Origin of the sequence: Thermoanaerobacterium thermosulfurigenes (assembly GCF_051201035.1) — a bacterium.
Classification (GTDB): Bacteria; Bacillota; Thermoanaerobacteria; order Thermoanaerobacterales; family Thermoanaerobacteraceae; genus Thermoanaerobacterium; species Thermoanaerobacterium thermosulfurigenes.
The window spans coordinates 94,214-114,199 of sequence record NZ_JBPODR010000006.1; the positions used below are offsets into that span (position 1 = coordinate 94,214).

The 19,986-nt window shown below is 32.5% G+C and carries 21 protein-coding genes; 1 reads left to right on the top strand and 20 read right to left on the bottom strand.

The annotated features are described in order from the left end of the window. Positions 1-335 precede the first annotated feature (335 nt). The 18 genes from HNR52_RS03615 to dapF all read right to left on the bottom strand — a co-directional run bounded on the left by HNR52_RS03615 (position 336) and on the right by dapF (position 16,804). The gene (locus tag HNR52_RS03615; RefSeq protein ID WP_013788156.1) at positions 336-971 is read right to left on the bottom strand and encodes a thiamine diphosphokinase; all 636 of its coding nucleotides are present in this window, start codon (positions 969-971) and stop codon (positions 336-338) included. Further along, complete coding sequence (gene rpe / locus HNR52_RS03620) at positions 968-1,621, bottom strand: ribulose-phosphate 3-epimerase (RefSeq protein ID WP_013788157.1); 654 nt, start codon at positions 1,619-1,621, stop codon at positions 968-970. Before rpe ends, HNR52_RS03615 begins: the two co-directional genes overlap by 4 nt. A 2-nt stretch (positions 1,622-1,623) precedes the next feature. After that, positions 1,624-2,499, bottom strand: a complete 876-nt coding sequence (rsgA, locus tag HNR52_RS03625) for a ribosome small subunit-dependent GTPase A (protein WP_435619713.1) — start codon at positions 2,497-2,499, stop codon at positions 1,624-1,626. Then, positions 2,499-4,406, bottom strand: a complete 1,908-nt coding sequence (gene pknB / locus HNR52_RS03630; RefSeq protein WP_013788159.1) for a Stk1 family PASTA domain-containing Ser/Thr kinase — start codon at positions 4,404-4,406, stop codon at positions 2,499-2,501. Before pknB ends, rsgA begins: the two co-directional genes overlap by 1 nt. A 4-nt stretch (positions 4,407-4,410) precedes the next feature. Then, positions 4,411-5,145, bottom strand: a complete 735-nt coding sequence (locus tag HNR52_RS03635; RefSeq protein ID WP_013788160.1) for a Stp1/IreP family PP2C-type Ser/Thr phosphatase — start codon at positions 5,143-5,145, stop codon at positions 4,411-4,413. A 5-nt stretch (positions 5,146-5,150) separates the two neighbouring features. Next, complete coding sequence (gene rlmN / locus HNR52_RS03640; RefSeq protein WP_435619714.1) at positions 5,151-6,182, bottom strand: dual-specificity RNA methyltransferase RlmN; 1,032 nt, start codon at positions 6,180-6,182, stop codon at positions 5,151-5,153. Positions 6,183-6,225: 43 nt separating this feature from the next. Continuing rightward, complete coding sequence (gene rsmB, locus HNR52_RS03645) at positions 6,226-7,569, bottom strand: 16S rRNA (cytosine(967)-C(5))-methyltransferase RsmB (protein WP_435619715.1); 1,344 nt, start codon at positions 7,567-7,569, stop codon at positions 6,226-6,228. Positions 7,570-7,608: 39 nt separating this feature from the next. After that, positions 7,609-8,292 (bottom strand): zinc metallopeptidase, encoded by a 684-nt coding sequence (locus HNR52_RS03650; RefSeq protein ID WP_013788163.1) that lies wholly within the window; start codon positions 8,290-8,292, stop codon positions 7,609-7,611. 5 nt (positions 8,293-8,297) lie between these two features. Next, a complete protein-coding gene (locus HNR52_RS03655) occupies positions 8,298-8,963 on the bottom strand; it encodes a DUF116 domain-containing protein (protein ID WP_435619716.1) in 666 nt (221 codons plus the stop codon). Positions 8,964-9,046: 83 nt separating this feature from the next. After that, positions 9,047-9,988, bottom strand: a complete 942-nt coding sequence (gene fmt, locus HNR52_RS03660; protein WP_435619717.1) for a methionyl-tRNA formyltransferase — start codon at positions 9,986-9,988, stop codon at positions 9,047-9,049. A 1-nt stretch (position 9,989) separates the two neighbouring features. Continuing rightward, positions 9,990-10,466 (bottom strand): peptide deformylase, encoded by a 477-nt coding sequence (gene def / locus HNR52_RS03665; RefSeq protein WP_013788166.1) that lies wholly within the window; start codon positions 10,464-10,466, stop codon positions 9,990-9,992. A 16-nt stretch (positions 10,467-10,482) separates the two neighbouring features. After that, positions 10,483-12,678 carry a primosomal protein N' gene (gene priA, locus HNR52_RS03670; protein ID WP_435619718.1) on the bottom strand — a complete coding sequence of 732 codons (2,196 nt, stop codon included), beginning with the start codon at positions 12,676-12,678 and terminating at the stop codon, positions 10,483-10,485. 32 nt (positions 12,679-12,710) lie between these two features. Continuing rightward, entirely contained in the window at positions 12,711-13,910 is a 1,200-nt protein-coding gene (gene coaBC, locus HNR52_RS03675; RefSeq protein ID WP_435619719.1) for a bifunctional phosphopantothenoylcysteine decarboxylase/phosphopantothenate--cysteine ligase CoaBC, read from the bottom strand. Positions 13,911-13,921: 11 nt separating this feature from the next. Continuing rightward, positions 13,922-14,131, bottom strand: coding sequence for a DNA-directed RNA polymerase subunit omega (gene rpoZ, locus HNR52_RS03680; RefSeq protein WP_013788169.1), 210 nt, complete (start codon positions 14,129-14,131; stop codon positions 13,922-13,924). Further along, on the bottom strand, positions 14,132-14,749 hold the full coding sequence (gmk, locus tag HNR52_RS03685) for a guanylate kinase (RefSeq protein ID WP_013788170.1): 618 nt from the start codon (positions 14,747-14,749) through the stop codon (positions 14,132-14,134). Between the two features lie 8 nt (positions 14,750-14,757). Continuing rightward, positions 14,758-15,042 (bottom strand): extracellular matrix/biofilm regulator RemA, encoded by a 285-nt coding sequence (gene remA, locus HNR52_RS03690; RefSeq protein ID WP_013788171.1) that lies wholly within the window; start codon positions 15,040-15,042, stop codon positions 14,758-14,760. Positions 15,043-15,055: 13 nt separating this feature from the next. After that, positions 15,056-15,961: a YicC/YloC family endoribonuclease gene (locus HNR52_RS03695; RefSeq protein ID WP_435619720.1), complete on the bottom strand. Its 906-nt coding sequence runs from the start codon at positions 15,959-15,961 to the stop codon at positions 15,056-15,058. Positions 15,962-15,970: 9 nt separating this feature from the next. After that, positions 15,971-16,804 (bottom strand): diaminopimelate epimerase, encoded by an 834-nt coding sequence (gene dapF / locus HNR52_RS03700; protein ID WP_435619721.1) that lies wholly within the window; start codon positions 16,802-16,804, stop codon positions 15,971-15,973. A gap of 165 nt (positions 16,805-16,969) precedes the next feature. Between dapF and HNR52_RS03705 the strand changes: the two genes are divergently transcribed. After that, the gene (locus HNR52_RS03705) at positions 16,970-18,688 is read left to right on the top strand and encodes an Rqc2 family fibronectin-binding protein (RefSeq protein WP_435619725.1); all 1,719 of its coding nucleotides are present in this window, start codon (positions 16,970-16,972) and stop codon (positions 18,686-18,688) included. 8 nt (positions 18,689-18,696) lie between these two features. Here the strand turns inward: HNR52_RS03705 and thpR are convergent, their stop codons facing one another. Next, on the bottom strand, positions 18,697-19,251 hold the full coding sequence (thpR, locus tag HNR52_RS03710) for an RNA 2',3'-cyclic phosphodiesterase (RefSeq protein ID WP_435619722.1): 555 nt from the start codon (positions 19,249-19,251) through the stop codon (positions 18,697-18,699). Between the two features lie 10 nt (positions 19,252-19,261). After that, positions 19,262-19,825 (bottom strand): GNAT family N-acetyltransferase, encoded by a 564-nt coding sequence (locus HNR52_RS03715; protein ID WP_013788176.1) that lies wholly within the window; start codon positions 19,823-19,825, stop codon positions 19,262-19,264. Positions 19,826-19,986 lie beyond the last annotated feature (161 nt).

Below are 19,986 nucleotides of genomic sequence, written 5' to 3' on the forward strand. Positions count from 1 at the left end.
TTATAAAATCAGGAATTCTAATGTAGTATATTTTAGGTTCCTTTTTTTTACTCATATACATCCCCCTTTATCCTTTTACTTCTAAACTATTTATCTGCTATTTGAAATATGCATTAATAAAATAACCAATCATTATCACAGCAAATCCTAAAAGTATCATCCACAGCCAACTTGGTATGTACAATACAATTATAAATATTCCAAGCGAAATTATAATATATCCAATTGAATAATTCAGTTTTTTATTTAATATTCTAACTTTTTTATAAATTTTATTCCACATAAAAATCTGCTCCTTTCTTTCAATATTTTATTCGAAAGGAGCGGATTTTGTGCTAATCTTTAGATTTTATCACAAGCAAATAACCACTATTTATCTTTATCTTAATCTTCCTATCTGTAAATACATTGCTAATCCCATAAGGCATTTCTAAAGACATATCCTGACCAGATAAAGGATAAAATAACCCTTCGGTGTAAATCCCTCTAACGTCTGCACTATACGGAATCAATGAAACTACATCACCTGATTTACCTTCCAATTCGATAAAGTCATCAATGAGATAGACTTCATTTTTTTCGTTCAAAATTTTCCCCTTTATTTTTCTATTAAGAAGGTACAATAAAAGCGACAAATTTGCTAATGAATGATCAAATCTACTTCCTATCGTCGCTAAATACACAATCTCATTAGCGCCTATCTCTATAGCCTTTATCGTTGCAAGTTGACTATCCGTCTCGTCTTTCATAGTAGGATGTTTTTCAATGATTACACCTTGTTGCAAATAATAATCTATAATTTTATCATCTGCTGAATCCAAATCACCGACAATGTAATTTGGCATTATACCTAATTTGTAAGCTATATTAGCACCACCATCCGCACAGATTACCACGTCACATTCATCGATTGCTTTTTTAAAATAGTTGGAATCTTTAAATTCTCCATTTGAAATAATACAAACCTTCATTTTAGCGCTGCCTCTCTAAGCTTTTTTAAATTTTCACCAGGATCCCCATTGGCAAATATGAACGAACCAGCCACAATCACATCAGCTCCAGCTAAAACTACATCCTTTATATTATCAATATTAATACCTCCATCAACTTCTATCTTAAAATTCAATCCCCTTTCATTTCTAATTGATGCTAATTCGCGAATCTTTTCATACATGCCATTTATGAATACTTGCCCTCCAAAACCGGGGTTTACAGTCATAATCAACACCATATCAACTGATGACAATACATATCTTAATGTATCTAAAGATGTAGCAGGGTTTAGTGCCACACTTGCATTTATGCCCATTGACTTTATCAATTGGAGAGTTCTATCTAAATGTACACATGCTTCCTGATGTACCGTTATATTTTTGGCTCCAGCATCGACAAATTCTTTTATGTATTTGTCAGGCTCTTCTATCATTAAATGAACGTCAAATGGAATCTCGGTTTTGCCTTTTAAGGCATTTAATACCAATGGTCCAATCGTTATATTAGGAACAAAATGCCCATCCATAATATCTATATGCAAATACTCGGGTTTCTCTGTTTCAACTTTTTGTATATCTGATAACAAATTTCCAAAGTCAGCTGATAAAATCGACGGAGAAATTTCCATTACTAATATCTCCTCCTTCTGTTCGCTTTTAGTTCATTATATAAACTTATATAATTTGCGTATCGTGTTCTATCAATCAGCCCATTCGCGACAGCACTTTTAACTCCACAATCAGGTTCATTAATATGTAAGCACGAATTAAATCTACATTCTGATTCAAAGACTTGAAAATCTTTATAAAATCTTTTGAGATTTTTTTCATCAATATCCAGATTTAGCGAAGTAAAGCCAGGTGTATCTAAAACATATCCACCATCAATAGGTATTAGCTCTACATTTCTTGTCGTATGCTTTCCTCTATTAAGCTTTTCACTTAAATCTCCAATCTCTTGCCTTTCATGTCCATGAATACAATTTATCAAAGAAGATTTTCCTACGCCAGATGGACCTGTAAAAAAAGAAGTTTTACCTTTTAGAATTGTTTTCAACTTATCAATTCCAATGTTATCGTATTTGGAAGTAGTAATCACTTCATACCCTAATTTTTTATATGTATTGTATATTGGCATGTATTCATCTTCATTAACTAGATCAACCTTATTTATGCAGATGATGGGATTTATCTCGTTTACTTCAGTTAATATTATCATTTTATCAAGCTGCAATCTGTTTAAATCAGGACTAACTATCGAAAAAGTAATTATTGCTTGATCTACATTTGACACAGGTGGCCTTACTAATTGGTTTTTCCTGTCATGTATATTCACTATAAAGCCATCTTTTAAATTTTGTGATTCGACATCAACATAGTCTCCAACAATAGGTATAATATTGGAAATTCTAAATTTGCCACGAGCACGGCATTCTATGGTGCCATGCTCGGTGGAAACATAGTAAAAACCTCCAATGCCTTTAATAATTCGTCCTACTAATACCACTAAAATTTCGCCCCCATTGTTTCGTAAACATTGCCGTTTATATCAACTTCAATAATAACATTGCCTTTACCAGCAACTGGTACTGTTATTGGACTGTCTGCATAGGTATACGTATTTGAATACTGCAATGTCTTATTGCCATCTTGTATAACATAAACATCAACTTTCATAGGACCTTCTTGATTAGGCAAGTTAATTGTAATTTCTTTTGTCTTATATCCTTGCGGCAGTTGAGTTTGCGTCTGTTGTTGCTGCTGTGTCTGTGTTGATTGGCTCACAATCAAATCAATAGATTTACCCTTTTGAATGCTGGTACCCTGAGGTATGCTTTGAGAGATCACAAAATTATCAGGCACGCTGTCGCTTGGTTGTGTAGTTACATTTCCAACCTTAAGTCCTACATCTTCCAAAGCTTTTGTCGCATCATCAAGCGACATGTTCTGGACATTGGGAACTGTAACCATTTGTGGTCCTTTGCTTACATAAACATCAACAACAGTATTGTATTCAACTTGCACACCTTGCCTTGGATTTTGATCATACACGTAACCATTTGGATAACTATCATTGTAGTCCCAAATTAAATTTGCATTTAGCCCACTATTTTTTAATTTCAACTGAGCATCTCTGTACTCACTGCCTATGACATTAGGAACAACGGAATTCTGTTTCCCTTTGCTGACTACTACGTTAACAGTAGAACCTTTCTTTACAGTCTCTCCTGCCGGTGGATCTTGTGACAAAATAGTGTTGGTCGGAGCATCGCTGTATTGACTGTCTGAAATATTTAACTTCAAATTGTTATTTTCCAATACTGTAGTTGCTTTGTCCAATGTTTGGCCTTTTATATCAGGTACTTTCACTTCTGATGCAGTAGCCATATTGTTTAAAAAATACATAGTACCGTAAGACAGTGAAGCCATAAGTGCTAAAATCAATATTGCAATCCCTATATTTCTTAAAATTTTTCTACCTTTTCTTTGGCTCGGTAATTTTGAATCCTTGATCTTCTCGTTAATTTCTTCCGCCTTCATGACCCTCGTAACATTGTTGTCAGTTAAATCGCCTATGATCAATTTATCTGGATCGCTTATAAACGTATCAATATCTTTTAAAAGTTCGGCTGCACTTTTATATCTGTAGTTTATATCTTTCTCAGTGGCCTTTAACACTATCTTGTCAAGTTTATAAGGTACTCTAGGATTCAACTTTGATGGTGGCACTATGTTTTCCTGTATATGCTTTAAAGCAACTGATATGGGACTTTCACCTTCAAAAGGAACTTTACCAGTCAGCATCTCATACATGACAATTCCAAGCGAGTATATGTCAGTCTTTTCGTCTATTATAGCGCCTTTCGCCTGTTCTGGCGAAAAATAGTAAGCTGTGCCAAGGACATCTCCTCCACCATACGTTATTGTAGAACCATTAGATGCTCTTGCAATGCCAAAATCTGTCACTTTTACAATGTTGTCATCTGTAACCAATATATTTTGCGGCTTAATATCTCTGTGAACAATATGATTTTTATGAGCGTGTTCCAACGCTCTACATACTTGCCTTGCTATATCCAAGGATTTCGATATGGGCAAAGGTCCATTCGTTTCCTTAATTAATTGTTTTAAAGTTTTCCCATTGACATATTCCATTACAATATAGTATATATCTCCTTCTTGTCCAACATCGTATATGCTGACGATATTAGGATGAGAAAGGCTTGCTGCCGCTTGTGATTCTCTTTTAAACCTTCTTACAAATTCTTCGTCCGATACAAACTCCGATCGCAATATTTTTATAGCAACAATTCTATTCAAAAGATGGCATTTTGCCTTATATACCTTTGCCATACCACCTTCGCCTATCTTTTCCAGTATCTCATATCGATTTCCAAGCATTTTACCAACCATATAGTCACACCTCCTTTACCGCCACAATAGTAATATTGTCAAAGCCACCATTTTGTTTTGCCATTTTAATCAGATTATCGCAAGCCTTATCTATGCTTTCAGAACTATTAAATTCCTTTAAAATTAAATCGTCTGTAAGCATATTTGTCAATCCGTCTGTGCACAGCAAAAATACGTCATTTTCGAAAACTTCGCCAGTAAATATATCTACCTCTATTTCATCATCGATGCCAAGTGCCCTTGTTATAATATTTTTCTGTGGATGATTTCTTGCTTCTTCGTGCGTTATTCTGCCTAATTTAACTAATTCTTCCACATAAGAATGATCTTCAGTAATTTGAATAAGTTTATCGCCTCTTATTAAATATGCTCTGCTATCACCTATGTGCCCAATAAAAAATTTCCTATTTTCTATCAAAAGAAGAGTTAGCGTTGTTCCCATTCCTGTAAGGTCTATATTCGAAAAAGATTTATTAAAAACGTGAGAGTTTGCACTTCTAACCGCATCCTCAATGAATTTCTTTATTGAATCATCATTTTTATTACAACTACTATAATTGCTAAAAAAATACTTTGTAATGACCTCTATTGCGTATCTGCTTGCAACTTCACCGCCATTACATCCACCCATGCCATCAGCTACAATAAAAAGTTTTATTTTTTCATCTGTAGAAATAAAATATGAATCTTCATTGTTTTCTCTTACATTACCTTTATCAGTAAGTGCATATACTAACATCTAAATCATTTCACCCTTCCAGCTAAATATTTCCTCCTTAATTGACCGCAAGCTGCATCGATGTCACTGCCAAGTTCGCGCCTCACTGTACATGTAATGCCACTTCTCTCAAGCACATTCTTAAAAGCCATTATCTTCTCGTTATCAGCCTTTTCATAGCCAATCTCACTGACGTAATTCACGGGTATTAAATTTACATGACATAAAAGCCCTTTTAAGAGATTGGACAGTTTTAAGCTCATATCATAGCTGTCATTTACACTTTTTATAAGCGAGTATTCAAAAGTTATCCTTCTATGAGTTTTGTCTATATAGTACCTACATGCATCAATTAAATCTTTTATAGGATAAACCTTATTTATGGGCATTAACTGTGAACGCAAATCATCAGTAGGTGCATGTAATGAGATAGACAAGTTAACTCCTAAGCCTTCATCTGCAAATTTGTAAATTTTAGGTACAATTCCGCATGTGGAGATAGTAATATGTCTAACACCTATGCCCATGCCAAATGGATTATTGACAATTTTTATAAATTTCATAACTTCATCATAATTATCAAACGGTTCACCGCTGCCCATCAATACTATATTGGAGATCTTACCATAATCTTTATTCATTATAAGGACTTCGTCTACCATTTCAGATGCTTTTAAATTTCTGACTTTACCGCCAATCCCTGATGCACAAAATGAACATCTCATATTACATCCCACTTGAGTAGATATACATGATGTATTGCCAAAGCTATACTCTATCGCTACGCCTTCAACAATATTTTCATCATCCAACAAAAAGAGATACTTAGCTGTTCCATCTTCACTTGATACGACTTTTTTTGCAATTTGCAAATTAGAAATGAAGGCCATATTTTTCAACTTTTGCCTTAAATCTTTCTTTAAATCAGTCATGTCATCAAAATTGGTAATTCCTCTATAAATCCAGCGAAAAACCTGTTTTGCTCTGTACTTTGTTTCACCAATGTTAAGAAAAAACTTTTCAAGTTCATCAATAGTCATGTTTTTTAAATCTATCAATTAAAACGCCTCCAAAATTTCATACAGATATTATATCACAAATTTAATTATTTCTCTGCAATTTACATATAAAAAAGCCGTCTGTATTATTAATGTTTGGCAGCAATTGCAGGTAGCCTTTATTGTCTACTTGTGATGCTAATTTATCAGGAAGAAGAGGTCTTATGTCAGAAATCTCGAAATTCTTATTTTCACCCAAAAATCTATCAATAATATTCATATTTTCTTCTCTTCCAATAGTACACGTGCTGTACAATATATATCCGCCCTTTTTGACGTATTTGGAGCTGGAGCTAAGTATGTTGTATTGAATGTTATTAAGCTTTTTAATATCTTCATCCGTATAGTTCTTTAATTTTATATCCGGCTTTTTCCTTATAATTCCTATTCCAGTGCATGGAACGTCAGCCAATACCTTGTCTGCCTTTTCTATATATTTTTCATTTATCTTGGTTGAATCAAATACATACGCATCCACATTGTTTACGCCTAATCTTTTGCAATTCATCCTTATTAAATCAATTTTATGCTCATGAATATCAAATGCAATAACTTTCCCTTTATTGTTCATTAATTGAGATATATGTGTAGTTTTCCCACCTGGTGCGCTACATACGTCTATTATAAGATCGTCTGGATTAGGCGATAAAACTTTAGATATGATCATAGCACCTTCATCTTGGATCTGCACAAAGCCATTTTTGTAAATTTCATCACCTGCAATATTTTTTAAATCAATATAATAAGCATCATCTACATACGATCCCTTTTTAAAATTCAATCCTTTGTCAATCAATATTTTTTCAAAATCCTTACTTCCTATTTTTAAAGTGTTAAGCCTTATGGATATCTGCGGCTTTTCATTTAATGACTTTAATATATCCTCAGTCGCAGCTTTATCATAATTATTTAAAAGTCTTTTTACAATCCATTCAGGATATGAATATTTAAATGCAAGATATTCAACAACATTTTTGTCAGATCTTAAGATATCAATTTTTGCAGAATTGCGCGCATAATTGCGAAGCACAGCATTAACAAATTTAGAAGCATGTATTCCCGCATACTCCTTAGCAAGATTTACAGCTTCACTAATAGCCGCATATTGAGGCACCTTATCCATATAAATTATTTGATACAACCCCATCTCGAGTATTATCAATATTTTGTTGTCTATCTTCTTGCTGCCTTTCGACGAACAATGGTCGATTATTTGATCTAAAGTCTGTTTTCTCTCTATTGTACCAAAAACTATTTCTTTAATGAAACTTTTGTCTATATCTCTCAACTCATTGTTATTAAGATACTTGTTTAATACAATATTTGAATATCCTTTTTTTACAATTATATCGTACAAAATTTTAAAAGCAGTATTTCTTTGATTCATTAAAACACCTCTAAAATTTTAATAAATAAGGGATAGAAATTAATCTCTCCTATCCCTTAAAATTATCAATCTAATAAGATTCATAATAGAAGCAAACGCAGCGGCAACATACGTTAAAGCAGCTGCATTAAGAACCTGCCTTGCTGGATAAAGTTCATCTCTCATGAAAAGCCCACCAGATTCGAGAAGTCTTATTGCTCTATTGCTTGCATTAAGTTCTACTGGCAATGTTATTATTTGAAACAAAACAACCGCTGAAAAGAGTATTATACCTATATCTATCAATTGTGTATATCCAAACAAAAAACCCATCAACAAAAGCGGCCATGAAATTGTCGTACCGATATTTGCCACAGGTACGATTGCATTTCTCAATTTAAGAGGAATGTATCCATTAGCATGCTGTATAGCATGCCCTGTTTCATGTGCCGCAACGCCTATAGCTGCTATAGAATCACTGCTATAAACGGCTTGAGAAAGCCTTAGCACTCTGCTTCTTGGATCATAATGATCTGTAAGGTTTCCTGGTATCATCTCAATGCTAACATCATATAGCCCCGCATCATTTAGCAATTTCCTCGCCACTTCATAAGCTCTGTATCCGTACCTGTTTCTTACATTTGAATACCTGTTAAACGTGCTTTGTACTTTAAATTGAGCATACATTGCAAGTAAAATTGCAGGTAACAGCAATATATAAGTAGGATCATAAAACCAAAACATAAATCCTATCCTCCATTCGTAAAATTGATAATCGCTTTTTCGACTTCATCTAAATCTACTTTTGTGTTGAAGCAAGGGCCATACGGTCTTATATTTATTATACCATAAACGGGTATTTTTTTCACATCTAGTATTCCACTTGTTAAGTCTCTTTCACATGCAATAGCAATGATGGCTTTTGGCTTAGTGTCCATGACAGCTTTTCTCGCTAAAGTACCTCCAGTTGCAATTGCAATTTTCACACCATACTTTTCTTTTAATTTAACTAACTCGCCGACTTGGCATTTGCCACATCTCCGGCAATTGTCAATGTCATTGGTAACTTTAAATTTGCACTCATTAAATTGTATACAATGTGGCATCAATATCAATAGCTCTTCAGGCAAATACTTGTTTTTTCTTAACCTTACTAAAAAATTATTCACATTTGTAAATGACTGTTGAATCTTTTCCTTCTTTAAACCAAGTATATCACCTAATATCTCCAAAAACGGATATGCCATATCTATCAACAATAATAACGCTTTATTTAAGGCTTTATTGTTTTTCCTTCTATAAACCAAGTATAAAAATCCAATAACTGTAAAAATCAAAATAATAGTAATTATAGAAAAAAGCAATATTACAAATCCTATTAAAAAATTGTACAAAACCGAACTCTTGCTTCTCACAATATAAAAAAGAAAAAAGATACCTGATGACATTAACACTATTAATATGCTCAATAATCCTAAAAAAACACGCTTTTCCCCATTCAAATTGTTATCCCCTCTAATTGCTCACCCTTTTTTATTAAGTGTCCCCTTAAATAGTCTTCAACATTCATCTTTCTCGTGCCTTCACCTTGAATTTCTATTACTTTCAACGCTTCTTTACCACATTTTATTATCAAAGTATCATCTGATTTGATAATTGTACCAGGTTTTTCATCACCAGAATAATGGTATACATCGGCAGACCAAATTTTTAACATGCTGCCATTATAGTACGTATACGCACCAGGCCATGGCCTTAATCCTCTAATGAGATTTCTTATTTCTATGGCATCTTTTTCCCAATTTATAAGCCCCATCGATTTTTCAAGCATTGGAGCATACGTCGCTTTGCTATCATCTTGTTTTAAACTCATTAAAGTACCATTGCACATCATGTTTATAGCATCTATTAAAACATCTCCGCCTAATATCGCTAATTTATCATGTATCGTCTCAGCATTATCTTCTTCTAATATTGGTATTGACTTTTGCAATAAAATGTCACCAGTGTCTAATCCTTTTTCCATATACATTATAGTAATGCCTGTCTCTTTTTCACCGTTTATCACAGCCCAATTTATGGGTGCAGCTCCTCTGTATTTTGGAAGCAAAGATGCATGAACATTTATACACCCAAATTTTGGGATTTTTAAAATTTCTTCTGGAAGAATTTTACCATATGCAGCTACAACTATTAATTCAGGCTTTAATCTCCTTATTTTTTCAAATACTTCTTCATTATTCTTTAATTTAAGAGGCTGATAGACTTCTATGCCATGTTTTATAGCAAATTCTTTTACGGGTGGAAAAGATAACTTTTTGCCTCTGCCTTTAGGTTTATCTGGTTGTGTTATAGCTAACATCACGTTGTGGCCAAATTCAACCAATTTTTTTAGTGAAGGTACAGCAAATTCAGGTGTACCCATAAACACAATGTTCAAATCACTCCGCCTCCATTTTTTCTTCCTCGTCATTTATTATTCTAATCGCTTTATTTACAAACAATATTCCATTCAAATGATCAATTTCATGTGACAACGCTCTGGCTAAAAAGTCTTCTCCTTCAAGTTCTTTATATTCTCCAGTTCTGTCTTGATACCTTACTCTCACCTTTTTAGGCCGTTTGACTTCTCCTGTCACGTTAGGAACGCTTAGACATCCTTCTTTTCCTATTTGTTCGCCTTCTTCTAATATTATTTCTGGATTTATCAATTCTATCAAACCATCTCCAACATCCACTACCACCAGTCTTCTTAAGATACCAATCTGGTTTGCAGCAAGTCCGACGCCATCAGCATTATACATAGTTTCAGCCATGTCATCCAAAATCATAATAACATGATCATCTATTTTATCAACGTATTTTGCCTTTTTATACAGTATAGGATCTCCAATTTTCCTAATATACCTTAATGCCATATAAATCCTCCTTAAATTAGATTAAATTAAGCGGGTCCAAATCATACGATAGTTTGATGCCTTTCATAAAATTATGGTTATTTAAAGCATCACATATATCTTCCAAAACACTTCTTTTAACTGATTTTACAATAATCTGCCACCTATAATTGTTTTTTATCCTTTCGATAGGAGCAGATGACGGACCTAATACTTTATTATAACTCTTTATTTCATTTTTGTTAATAGTTTTAATAATCAAATTATGTACCAATGCGGCACTAGATATCACATTATTTTTCTCTGGCCCTGATATCAATATATTTAATAAATGTGTAAAAGGAGGATACATGTATGTTTCTCTATAATGTATTTCTTCATTGAAAAAAGCCTCATAATCTTGATTTTTTGCAGCTATTATGCTATAGTTATCATCTTCATATGTCTGAATTATTACTCTTCCCGGCTTTTCTCCTCTGCCAGCCCTTCCAGCTACCTGTGTTAAAAGCTGAAAAGTCCTTTCACCCGACCTAAAATCAGGTATATTCAGCGTTATATCTGCCAAAATAACTCCTACCAACGTTACATTTGGTATGTCAAAACCCTTTGATATCATTTGCGTACCTATCAATATGTCTGCATTTCCGCTTCTAAATTCATTAAAAATTTTTTCATGAGCTCCTTTTGTTTTAGTAGTATCAATATCCATTCTTAAAACTCTACTTTTAGGAAATAATCGCTTAACTTCCTTTTCTACGCGCTCCGTTCCAATGCCTAAATATCTAATTCGCTTACTTCCGCATTTAGGACACGTACGAACTGTATTGATGTTGTATCCGCAATAATGGCACTTTAGCTTTCCATCATCTGCATGATATGTAAGTGATATATCACAATTCGGGCACTCAGGAACATACCCGCAATCCCTGCACACTACAAATGAAGAAAATCCCCTTCTGTTTAAAAACAAAATAGTCTGTTCACCTTTAATCAAATTTTTTTTAATTTCATAATAAAGTTTTCTACTAAATATCGAATTATTGCCGTCTGCCAATTCCCGACTCATATTGACAATTTCGACTTCAGGTAAATTAACCCCTATTCTATTGTTTAATCTTAAAAGTCTATACTCTTTATTGAGAGCTTTATAGTACGTTTCTACCTGAGGTGTTGCAGACCCCAGCAGCAAAATAGCTTTCTCTATCTCGCATCTTTTTTCCGCAACTTCTTTTACATTGTACTTTGGTTTAAAATCAGATTGTTTATAAGTGGTTTCATGTTCTTCATCTATTATTATTAACCCTAAATTAGAAAATGGTGCAAATACTGCGTTTCTAACACCAACGACAATTTTTACATCGCCATTTACAATTTTTCTCCATTCGTCAAATCTTTCTCCATCTGATAATCCACTATGCAAAACAGCAACTAAATTGCCAAACCTTGAAACAAATCTTTCGATAGTCTGAGGCGTTAAAGATATCTCTGGCACCAGGACAATAGCTTCTTTCCCTAATTCGATGCATTTCTCAATAAGCTGAAGATAAACTTCTGTCTTTCCACTTCCAGTAACGCCAAACAAAAGATACTTCTCAAAAATATTTTTTCCAATGATTTTTTTTACTTCGCTTATAACTTGCTCCTGTTCTTTAGTGGGAATATGCTTTTTGGTTCTATTACAATCTGTCGCTTTAAACCTATTTATCTCCTTATAATCTACTGATACAATCCCTTTTTTAAACAAACTGTTTACAGTTGAATAACTTACATTTAAGTCTTTTACTAGATCTGATAATGCAACCAAATCGTTTTTCTTTAAATAATTTATAATCTCAAGTTGTTTTGGAGTAATTTTACAATCATCAACAAAGCCATTATTAAGCCTAACTGTCTTTACCTTTTTTATGCCGCTTTTTGTCCCTGATGGAATAATGCACTGCAAGCTTTCAGAAATATTGCATTTATAGTAGTCTTTCATCCAAAGGGCTAAGTCTAACAATTTGTCATCAAACAATGTAATATCATTCACAACATCAACTATCGGCTTTACCTTATCTATTGGTACATCTGTTTTTTCTGATAAATTTATAACGTAACCTTCTACTTTACTTCTATTTACAGGCACTAAAACTTTAGTACCTATCTTTATGTCGTTTATACCATCTGGCACAATATAAGTTAAAATCCTATCGATATTTCGTGAATACTCACTTAAAACAACATCAGCAAACATAAATACCCCCATAAAAAAAAGCCGCTTTTAGGCTATCTAATAAAAAGATTTTTTATCTCATCAAGTATTACGTGGGCTACATCGGTTTTGCTCATTAAAGGATACTCTTTTACGCTCATATTCTTGTCTATTATGCTAACTATGTTTGTATCACCTGAAAATCCAGCCCCTTCTCTTAAAACATCATTAGCTACAATCAAATCCAAATTTTTCTTTATAATCTTATCTTTGGCACTTTCTATCAGATTTTCAGTTTCTGCGGCAAAACCGACTAAAAAAGTATTGCCTTTTTCTTTTCCAAACTCATATAAAATATCTGGATTTCTGACTAACTTCAATACAAGATCATCGTCATTTTTCTTTATTTTGTTAGTTTCATATATCTCCGGCCGATAATCAGCAACAGCGGCAGCTCCAATAAAAATATCAACTTTACCTTTAAATTTCATAACTTCATTGTACATCTCAAGAGCAGTATTTACGTGTATAATTTCAATATCGATTGGATCATCTATATTTGTAGGACCTGAAATCAATATAACATTAGCTCCTCTAGATTTTGCAGCCTTTGCAATTTCAAAACCCATTTTCCCAGAAGAACGATTTGTAATATACCTTACTGGATCAACTGGTTCAACTGTAGGTCCTGCAGTAACTAAAATGGTAATACCATCATAATCATTTTTTTCCATCCTTAATAATTCCAATATTTTTTTCTCGATATCATCAATTTTTGCTAGTTTGCCTTTACCAAATGTACCACAGGCTAATCTTCCATCTTCAGGCTCTATTATAAAATATCCAATAGACTTAAGCTTATTTAAATTTTCTTGGAATAACATGTTTTGATACATATTTGTATTCATTGCAGGGGCAATAACAACTTTCGCATTAGTAGCCATTATAGTGGTTGTAAGCATATCATCCGCTATACCATTGGCTATTTTACCTATGATATTTGCCGTAGCAGGAACGATAGCAAACACGTCTGCCTTTTCTGCCAATGCTATATGTTCTATTTCCCAAAACTTGGGGCTTTCAAACATATCAACGATCACTTTATTGTGTGTTAGTGATTCAAACGTCAATGGTGAAATAAATTTTGTGGCAGACTCTGTCATTATCACATCAACATTTATATTATTTTTAACAAGCCTTGAAACCAAATCTGCTGATTTATATGCAGCGATACCTCCAGTAACACCAATGACCACATTTTTCTTATAAGCCATTAAAACACCTTCTACTTCAAACCAAATTTTTGCCTTTCAAATGTTATAAGTCCTTCATTTATTTCTTCAGTAGCAATTGTCACAGGTTTTTTTGAATCAGTCTCTACAAGACTCGGTTCACCGCTTATTATCTGTCTTGCACGCTTTGAAACCAAAGCACACAAAGTGTATTTACTGTCAATTTTATTCATTAAGTCTACTATCGATGGATATAAAATCATTTAGCATCTCTCCTTTATTTCAAGATATAATCCCTTATTTCTATCAACTCTACATTTTTCAGCTTTTATAATCGCAAGGATTTTATCAACAGCTAAATCAACATCATCATTTATCACCACATAATTATATCTGGAGACGAAATTTATTTCTTCATAAGCACTTTTAAACCTCTTTAAAATCTCCTCTTCAGTTTCTGTTCCTCTCTTTTTTATTCTATTCTTAAGCTCTTCCATAGACGGTGGCAAAATAAACACAAATACACCCTCTGGATATTTGTCCTTAACTTTTAAAGCACCTTGAATGTCAATTTCTAAAATTACATCATGACCTTCATCGATATTTTTTTGTACAAATTCTTTCGGTGTACCATAATAATTATCATACACCTTTGCCCATTCCAAAAGCATGTTACTTTCTATAAGAGTTTTAAACTTTTCAACTGTAGTGAAAAAATAATTTTCGCCGTCAACTTCTCCATTGCGAGGTTTTCTCGTAGTCATTGATATGCTTAATTTAAGATTTTCATCTTTCTTTAAAAGTGCTTTGCAAACCGTTCCTTTTCCAGCACCTGACGGACCAGATATTACAATCAATAAACCCTTATTGTACAATAACATCATTCCCCTTAATCTTCAGATTCTTCTTCAATAATTTCCTCATCAATTATGTCTTTTGAATTAAGTCTATTTGCAACCGTCTCTGGTTGAACTGCTGATAATATTATGTGGTCACTGTCTGTTATTATAACAGCTCTAGTTCTTCTACCATATGTAGCATCAATAAGCATACCTCTGTCCCGCGCCTCTTGTATAATTCTTTTTATAGGAGCAGACTCAGGACTAACAATGGCTACTAATCTGTTTGCCGAAATAATATTGCCAAATCCTATGTTTATTAGTTTGATGGCCATAATAATTATCCTCCTACTCTATATTTTGTACTTGCTCCCTTATCTTTTCAATCTGATCTTTTAATTCTATGACTCCATTTATTATGATAAGATCTATTGACTTTGAACCAATTGTATTTGCTTCTCTGTTCATTTCCTGCGTCAAGAAATCTAATTTCTTTCCTACAGGCATAGAACTATCCAGCGAAAACCTAAATTGGCTTATATGACTTCTAAGCCTTGTTATCTCTTCTGAAATACTAGTCTTATCAGCCATTACTGCCACTTCAGTTAAAAACCTGTTCTGATCAAGTTCACCACCAATAAGCTCATTTATACGGGTTTCAAGTTTTTTCTTATACTCATTTATAACGGCAGGTCCTCTTTCCTCTATCTTATCAATTATACCATTTAGCATGTCCAATCTATTTATTATATCGTCTTTTAATTTTATACCTTCTAAAACCCTCATGTCAATTAAATTTTTAATGCTCATATCTAATGCTTTTTCTACGATAGTCCAAACGTTGTCTATGTCTACATTAACGCTTTTCACATCTATTATTCCCGGTATTGATAGAATATCGCTCAATTTTATGTCATCCGTAAGATTAACACTTTTTTTTAAGTCATGAATTATATTTATGTATTGGTTTAAAAGATCGTAATTTAACTCAAGAGAATCAAGACTTTTTTCGTAAGCCTCAAGAGAAATATTTATCTCTACTCTACCTCTTTTAATGCTTTCTCCAATTTTTAGCCTTATCCTATCCTCTAACCCACTTAAAACTTTCGGAAGTTTTACCGACAAATCTAAAAACCGGTGGTTTAAACTTTTTATTTCAGTTAAAACGTGAAAGCCATTTTCGTTTGCTTCACCTCTGCCAAAACCAGTCATGCTTTTTATCATCTTATCACCCATCAATATTATAATCAACATTATTTCCTTCTAAACAATATCTATATCACCAGTAAAAACTTTTTCGGCTTTACCTGTTAAATAAATATTGTTATCAGATGTCCATTCAATATACAAATCTCCTCTTTTAAAATGAACATAAACATCCCTCTTTGTCCTATCTGTTAATGCAGAAGCCACAGCTGAAGCGCAAGCACCCGTACCGCAAGCAAGAGTCAAGCCTGCACCTCTTTCCCAAGTTCTCACCGTAATATTATTTTTATCTTCAACTTTGACAAAATCAACATTTGTTCCACGTGGAAATATATGTAATTTTTCGATTAACGGTCCTACATTCACAATCATATTTTCGTCAATAGAATCAACAAAAATAACAGTATGCGGTACGCCAATTAGTAACGATGTCACAGTATAAGCTCTTCCATCTATTTTTATCGTTTCTTCTATAAATTGATTTTTATCTGTTTTTACTGGAATTAAATCAGGCCTAAAAATAGGATTGCCCATGTGAACTCTTACTTTATCCACATTATCATTTTCAAATATTAATTCTGGCATTACAATGCCAGACAATGTCTCAACTGACATTTTTCCTTTTGAAACTATACCATTTTCATAGACATATTTTGCAAAACAGCGCGCTCCATTCCCACACATTTCTGCTTCACTGCCATCCGAATTGATTATTCTCATCTTAATATCTGCTATTCCAGATGGCTCCACTATCAAAAGACCATCGCCGCCTATGCCAAAATGTCTATCACATAATTTTCTCGCTAACACGTCATACTCTAACTCTTTGTTTTCTAAATTTTCTAAGACTATAAAATCATTACCTAATCCAGTCATCTTTGTAAACTTCATAACTTTTTCACTCCTTACAACAAATAACGCATATATATTATAACATAAATTTATAAAAAACTGGTTATATAATTTGCTCAATCATATCATCACTGCTTTATTTGTAATAAATTTATGCCGTGGTATACTATTAAGTAGAATTGCATTTAGAAAGGAATGTTCAACATGGCTTTGGATGGCATAACACTATATGGAATAGTCAATGAACTAAAAAGCACATTGCTTGATGGAAAAATAGATAAGATATATCAACCTGAAAAAGACGAAATCATAATCTTTATCAGAAATAACGGCAAAAATTATAAATTGCTTTTATCAGCAAATGCAAACTTCCCAAGAGTATATTTAACAGATGAAAATAAAGAAAATCCAATTACTCCTCCTATGTTTTGCATGTTACTTCGAAAGTATTTGCAAGGTGGAAAAATTATAGATATATACCAAAGGGGATTCGATAGAATTTTATTCATTGATGTTTTAAGTCGTGATGAATTAGAAAAAGAGGTCATAAAAACATTAGTGATAGAAATAATGGGGCGATACAGCAATATTATATTAATAGATAAAGAGAGTAGAATAATAATCGATAGCATTAAAAGAGTGTATAAGGATATGAGCAAAATACGTGAAATAGTTCCCGATGTCAAATATGAGATGCCCCCACTACAAGATAAATTTACAATTCAAGATTTTACAAAAGATGATTTGTCAAGAAAATTAAAATTAAAAAACGGGAAAAAAGTTGATAAAGCCCTTTTAGAGCTTTTTGAAGGATTTAGCCCTGTTTTATCAAGCGAAATTGCATATAGAAGTCAAGTCGATGATAGATACATAAATGAGCTTTCAGAAGACGATATAGAGAATTTGAATTATAATTTAAATTTATTGAAAAGCCATTTAGAAAATTCAAATTTTAAACCATGTATCGCTTATGTTGACGATAATCCTTATGAATTTTCCATCATTGAGCTTACACAGTATGAAAATTTAGTTTTCTATAAAAGTGTTAATGAAGCCGCATTAAAGTTTTATAGAGAAAAAGCGAATGCAGAAAGTTTAAAATCTCGTTCTCATGATTTGAAAAAGCTTATTCAAACACATCTAGAGAGATTATATAATAAGCTTGAAAAACAATTAGATGAATTGAAAAATGCTGAAAATGCAGATATATACAAACTATATGGCGAGCTCATAACAAGTAATTTGTATAAACTTAACAAAAAAACAGATGCATTTAAAACAATAAATTATTATACTGGTGAAGAAATAACAATACCACTAGATATAAAATATACACCAAATGAAAATGCCCAAATGTATTTTAAAAAATATGCTAAATTAAAAAATGCAGTAGAATTTCTTACAAAGCAAATAGAAGAAACAAAAAAAGAAATAGAATATCTAGAAGGACAACTTTTAAATGTTGAGCAGTGTACATTGCCATCAGAAATCGACGAAATAAGAGAAGAATTAGCAGATACAGGATACATAAAAAAGAAAAATAAAGACAAAAAACAAAAGAAAAGTATATCAAAACCTCTACACTATATATCTTCAGATAATTTTGATATCTATGTTGGAAAAAATAATGTACAAAATGATTACCTTACAATGAAATTTGCAGATATAAACGACATGTGGCTACACACAAAGAATATTCCTGGCTCACATGTCATAATCAAAAGCAAAGGCACTAAGATACCTGATAGCACTATTCTAGAAGCTGCAAAATTGGCGGCAACGCATAGCAAAGCAAAAAATTCATCAAATGTACCAGTTGATTACACATTAAGAAAGTACGTCAAAAAACCGGCCGGGTCAAAACCGGGTTTCGTAATCTACACTAATCAAAAAACATTGTATGTGACACCTGACAATAAGTAGGCTTTCCCCTACTTATTCGATTTTAATGGTACATCTAAAATAGATTTGTAAACTCTTCTATTATTCTCTAACTTGCTTTCCATAAGATGTATATTAGACACTGCAAAGTAATTAGAATCTAATTTATATAGATTGTTTATTTCTTCTATGCTCTTTTTCAAAATAATATCTCTTGCAACAGTGATATGCGTTTTAAATTTTCTATCATCTTTTTTAAATCCTGCCTTAGATAATTCTGTTTCGATGGCATCATGTAATAATATAAGGTTATTATCATTTTTAACATCCACCCATAGTACTCTTATATTATCTTTTCCTTCGAAACAACCAATTTTATTTAATCTAATGTAAAAGGGCTTAAAATTCGACGAAATATTATTTATTGTCTCTCTGATTTTACTAACTTGCTCTTCATTTATTTCGCCAAAAAACTTAAGAGTTATATGTAAGTTATCTTTATTTGTACATCTTCCTTTTATTGTATATTTCTTTAACTCCTCTTGTAAATTATTAATTTCATTTATAATATTCTCACTTAATTTTATAGCTAAAAACGCTCTCATATTTCCTCCATTATGTATTATTTCTATTATTTCCCTGGAAATTATGCTCTAAAAATTCGCTTTTTATAATCCCCATTATCCATTCGTTTATATATCGACCATGTTTATATACAACTTCTCGCAGCAATCCTTCTTTTTTAAAACCACATTTTTCATAACATTTTATTGCTCTCTCATTAAAATCATACACTTTTAATTCCACTCTATGCAAATTTAATTCATTAAATATAAAATCTAATAATGTCACTAATGCCTCTGTACCTAGACCTCTGTTTCTATACTTCTCCTCACCTATCATTATCGCAATTTCACAATGCCTATTTTTCCAATCCACATTGCCATATGAAATATTACCTATATATTCTTTAGTTTCATTATAAATAATTGCAAATTCACCCGATTCATGATGATTAGCCTTTTTACTAAGCCATTCTGAAACTGAACCTTCTGTCACAGGATATGGTATACCAGGCATCAAAAAATTTCTACTGTCTTCACTATTGCGAAATTCTACAAATTTCTTAATATATTTAGGCTCAAATGGTACAAGTTCAACATTTTTACTTTTTAACATTCTTTCACTTCCTTTCTTATAATTTTAACGCTTATTATACCATAAAAAACAAAAAAGAGATAGTCTATTTAAAACAGACTACCTCTTTTATAAATTTTTACCGGCAGCGACCTACTCTCCCGAGTAATCAGTACCATCGGCGCTGGAGGGCTTCACTTCCG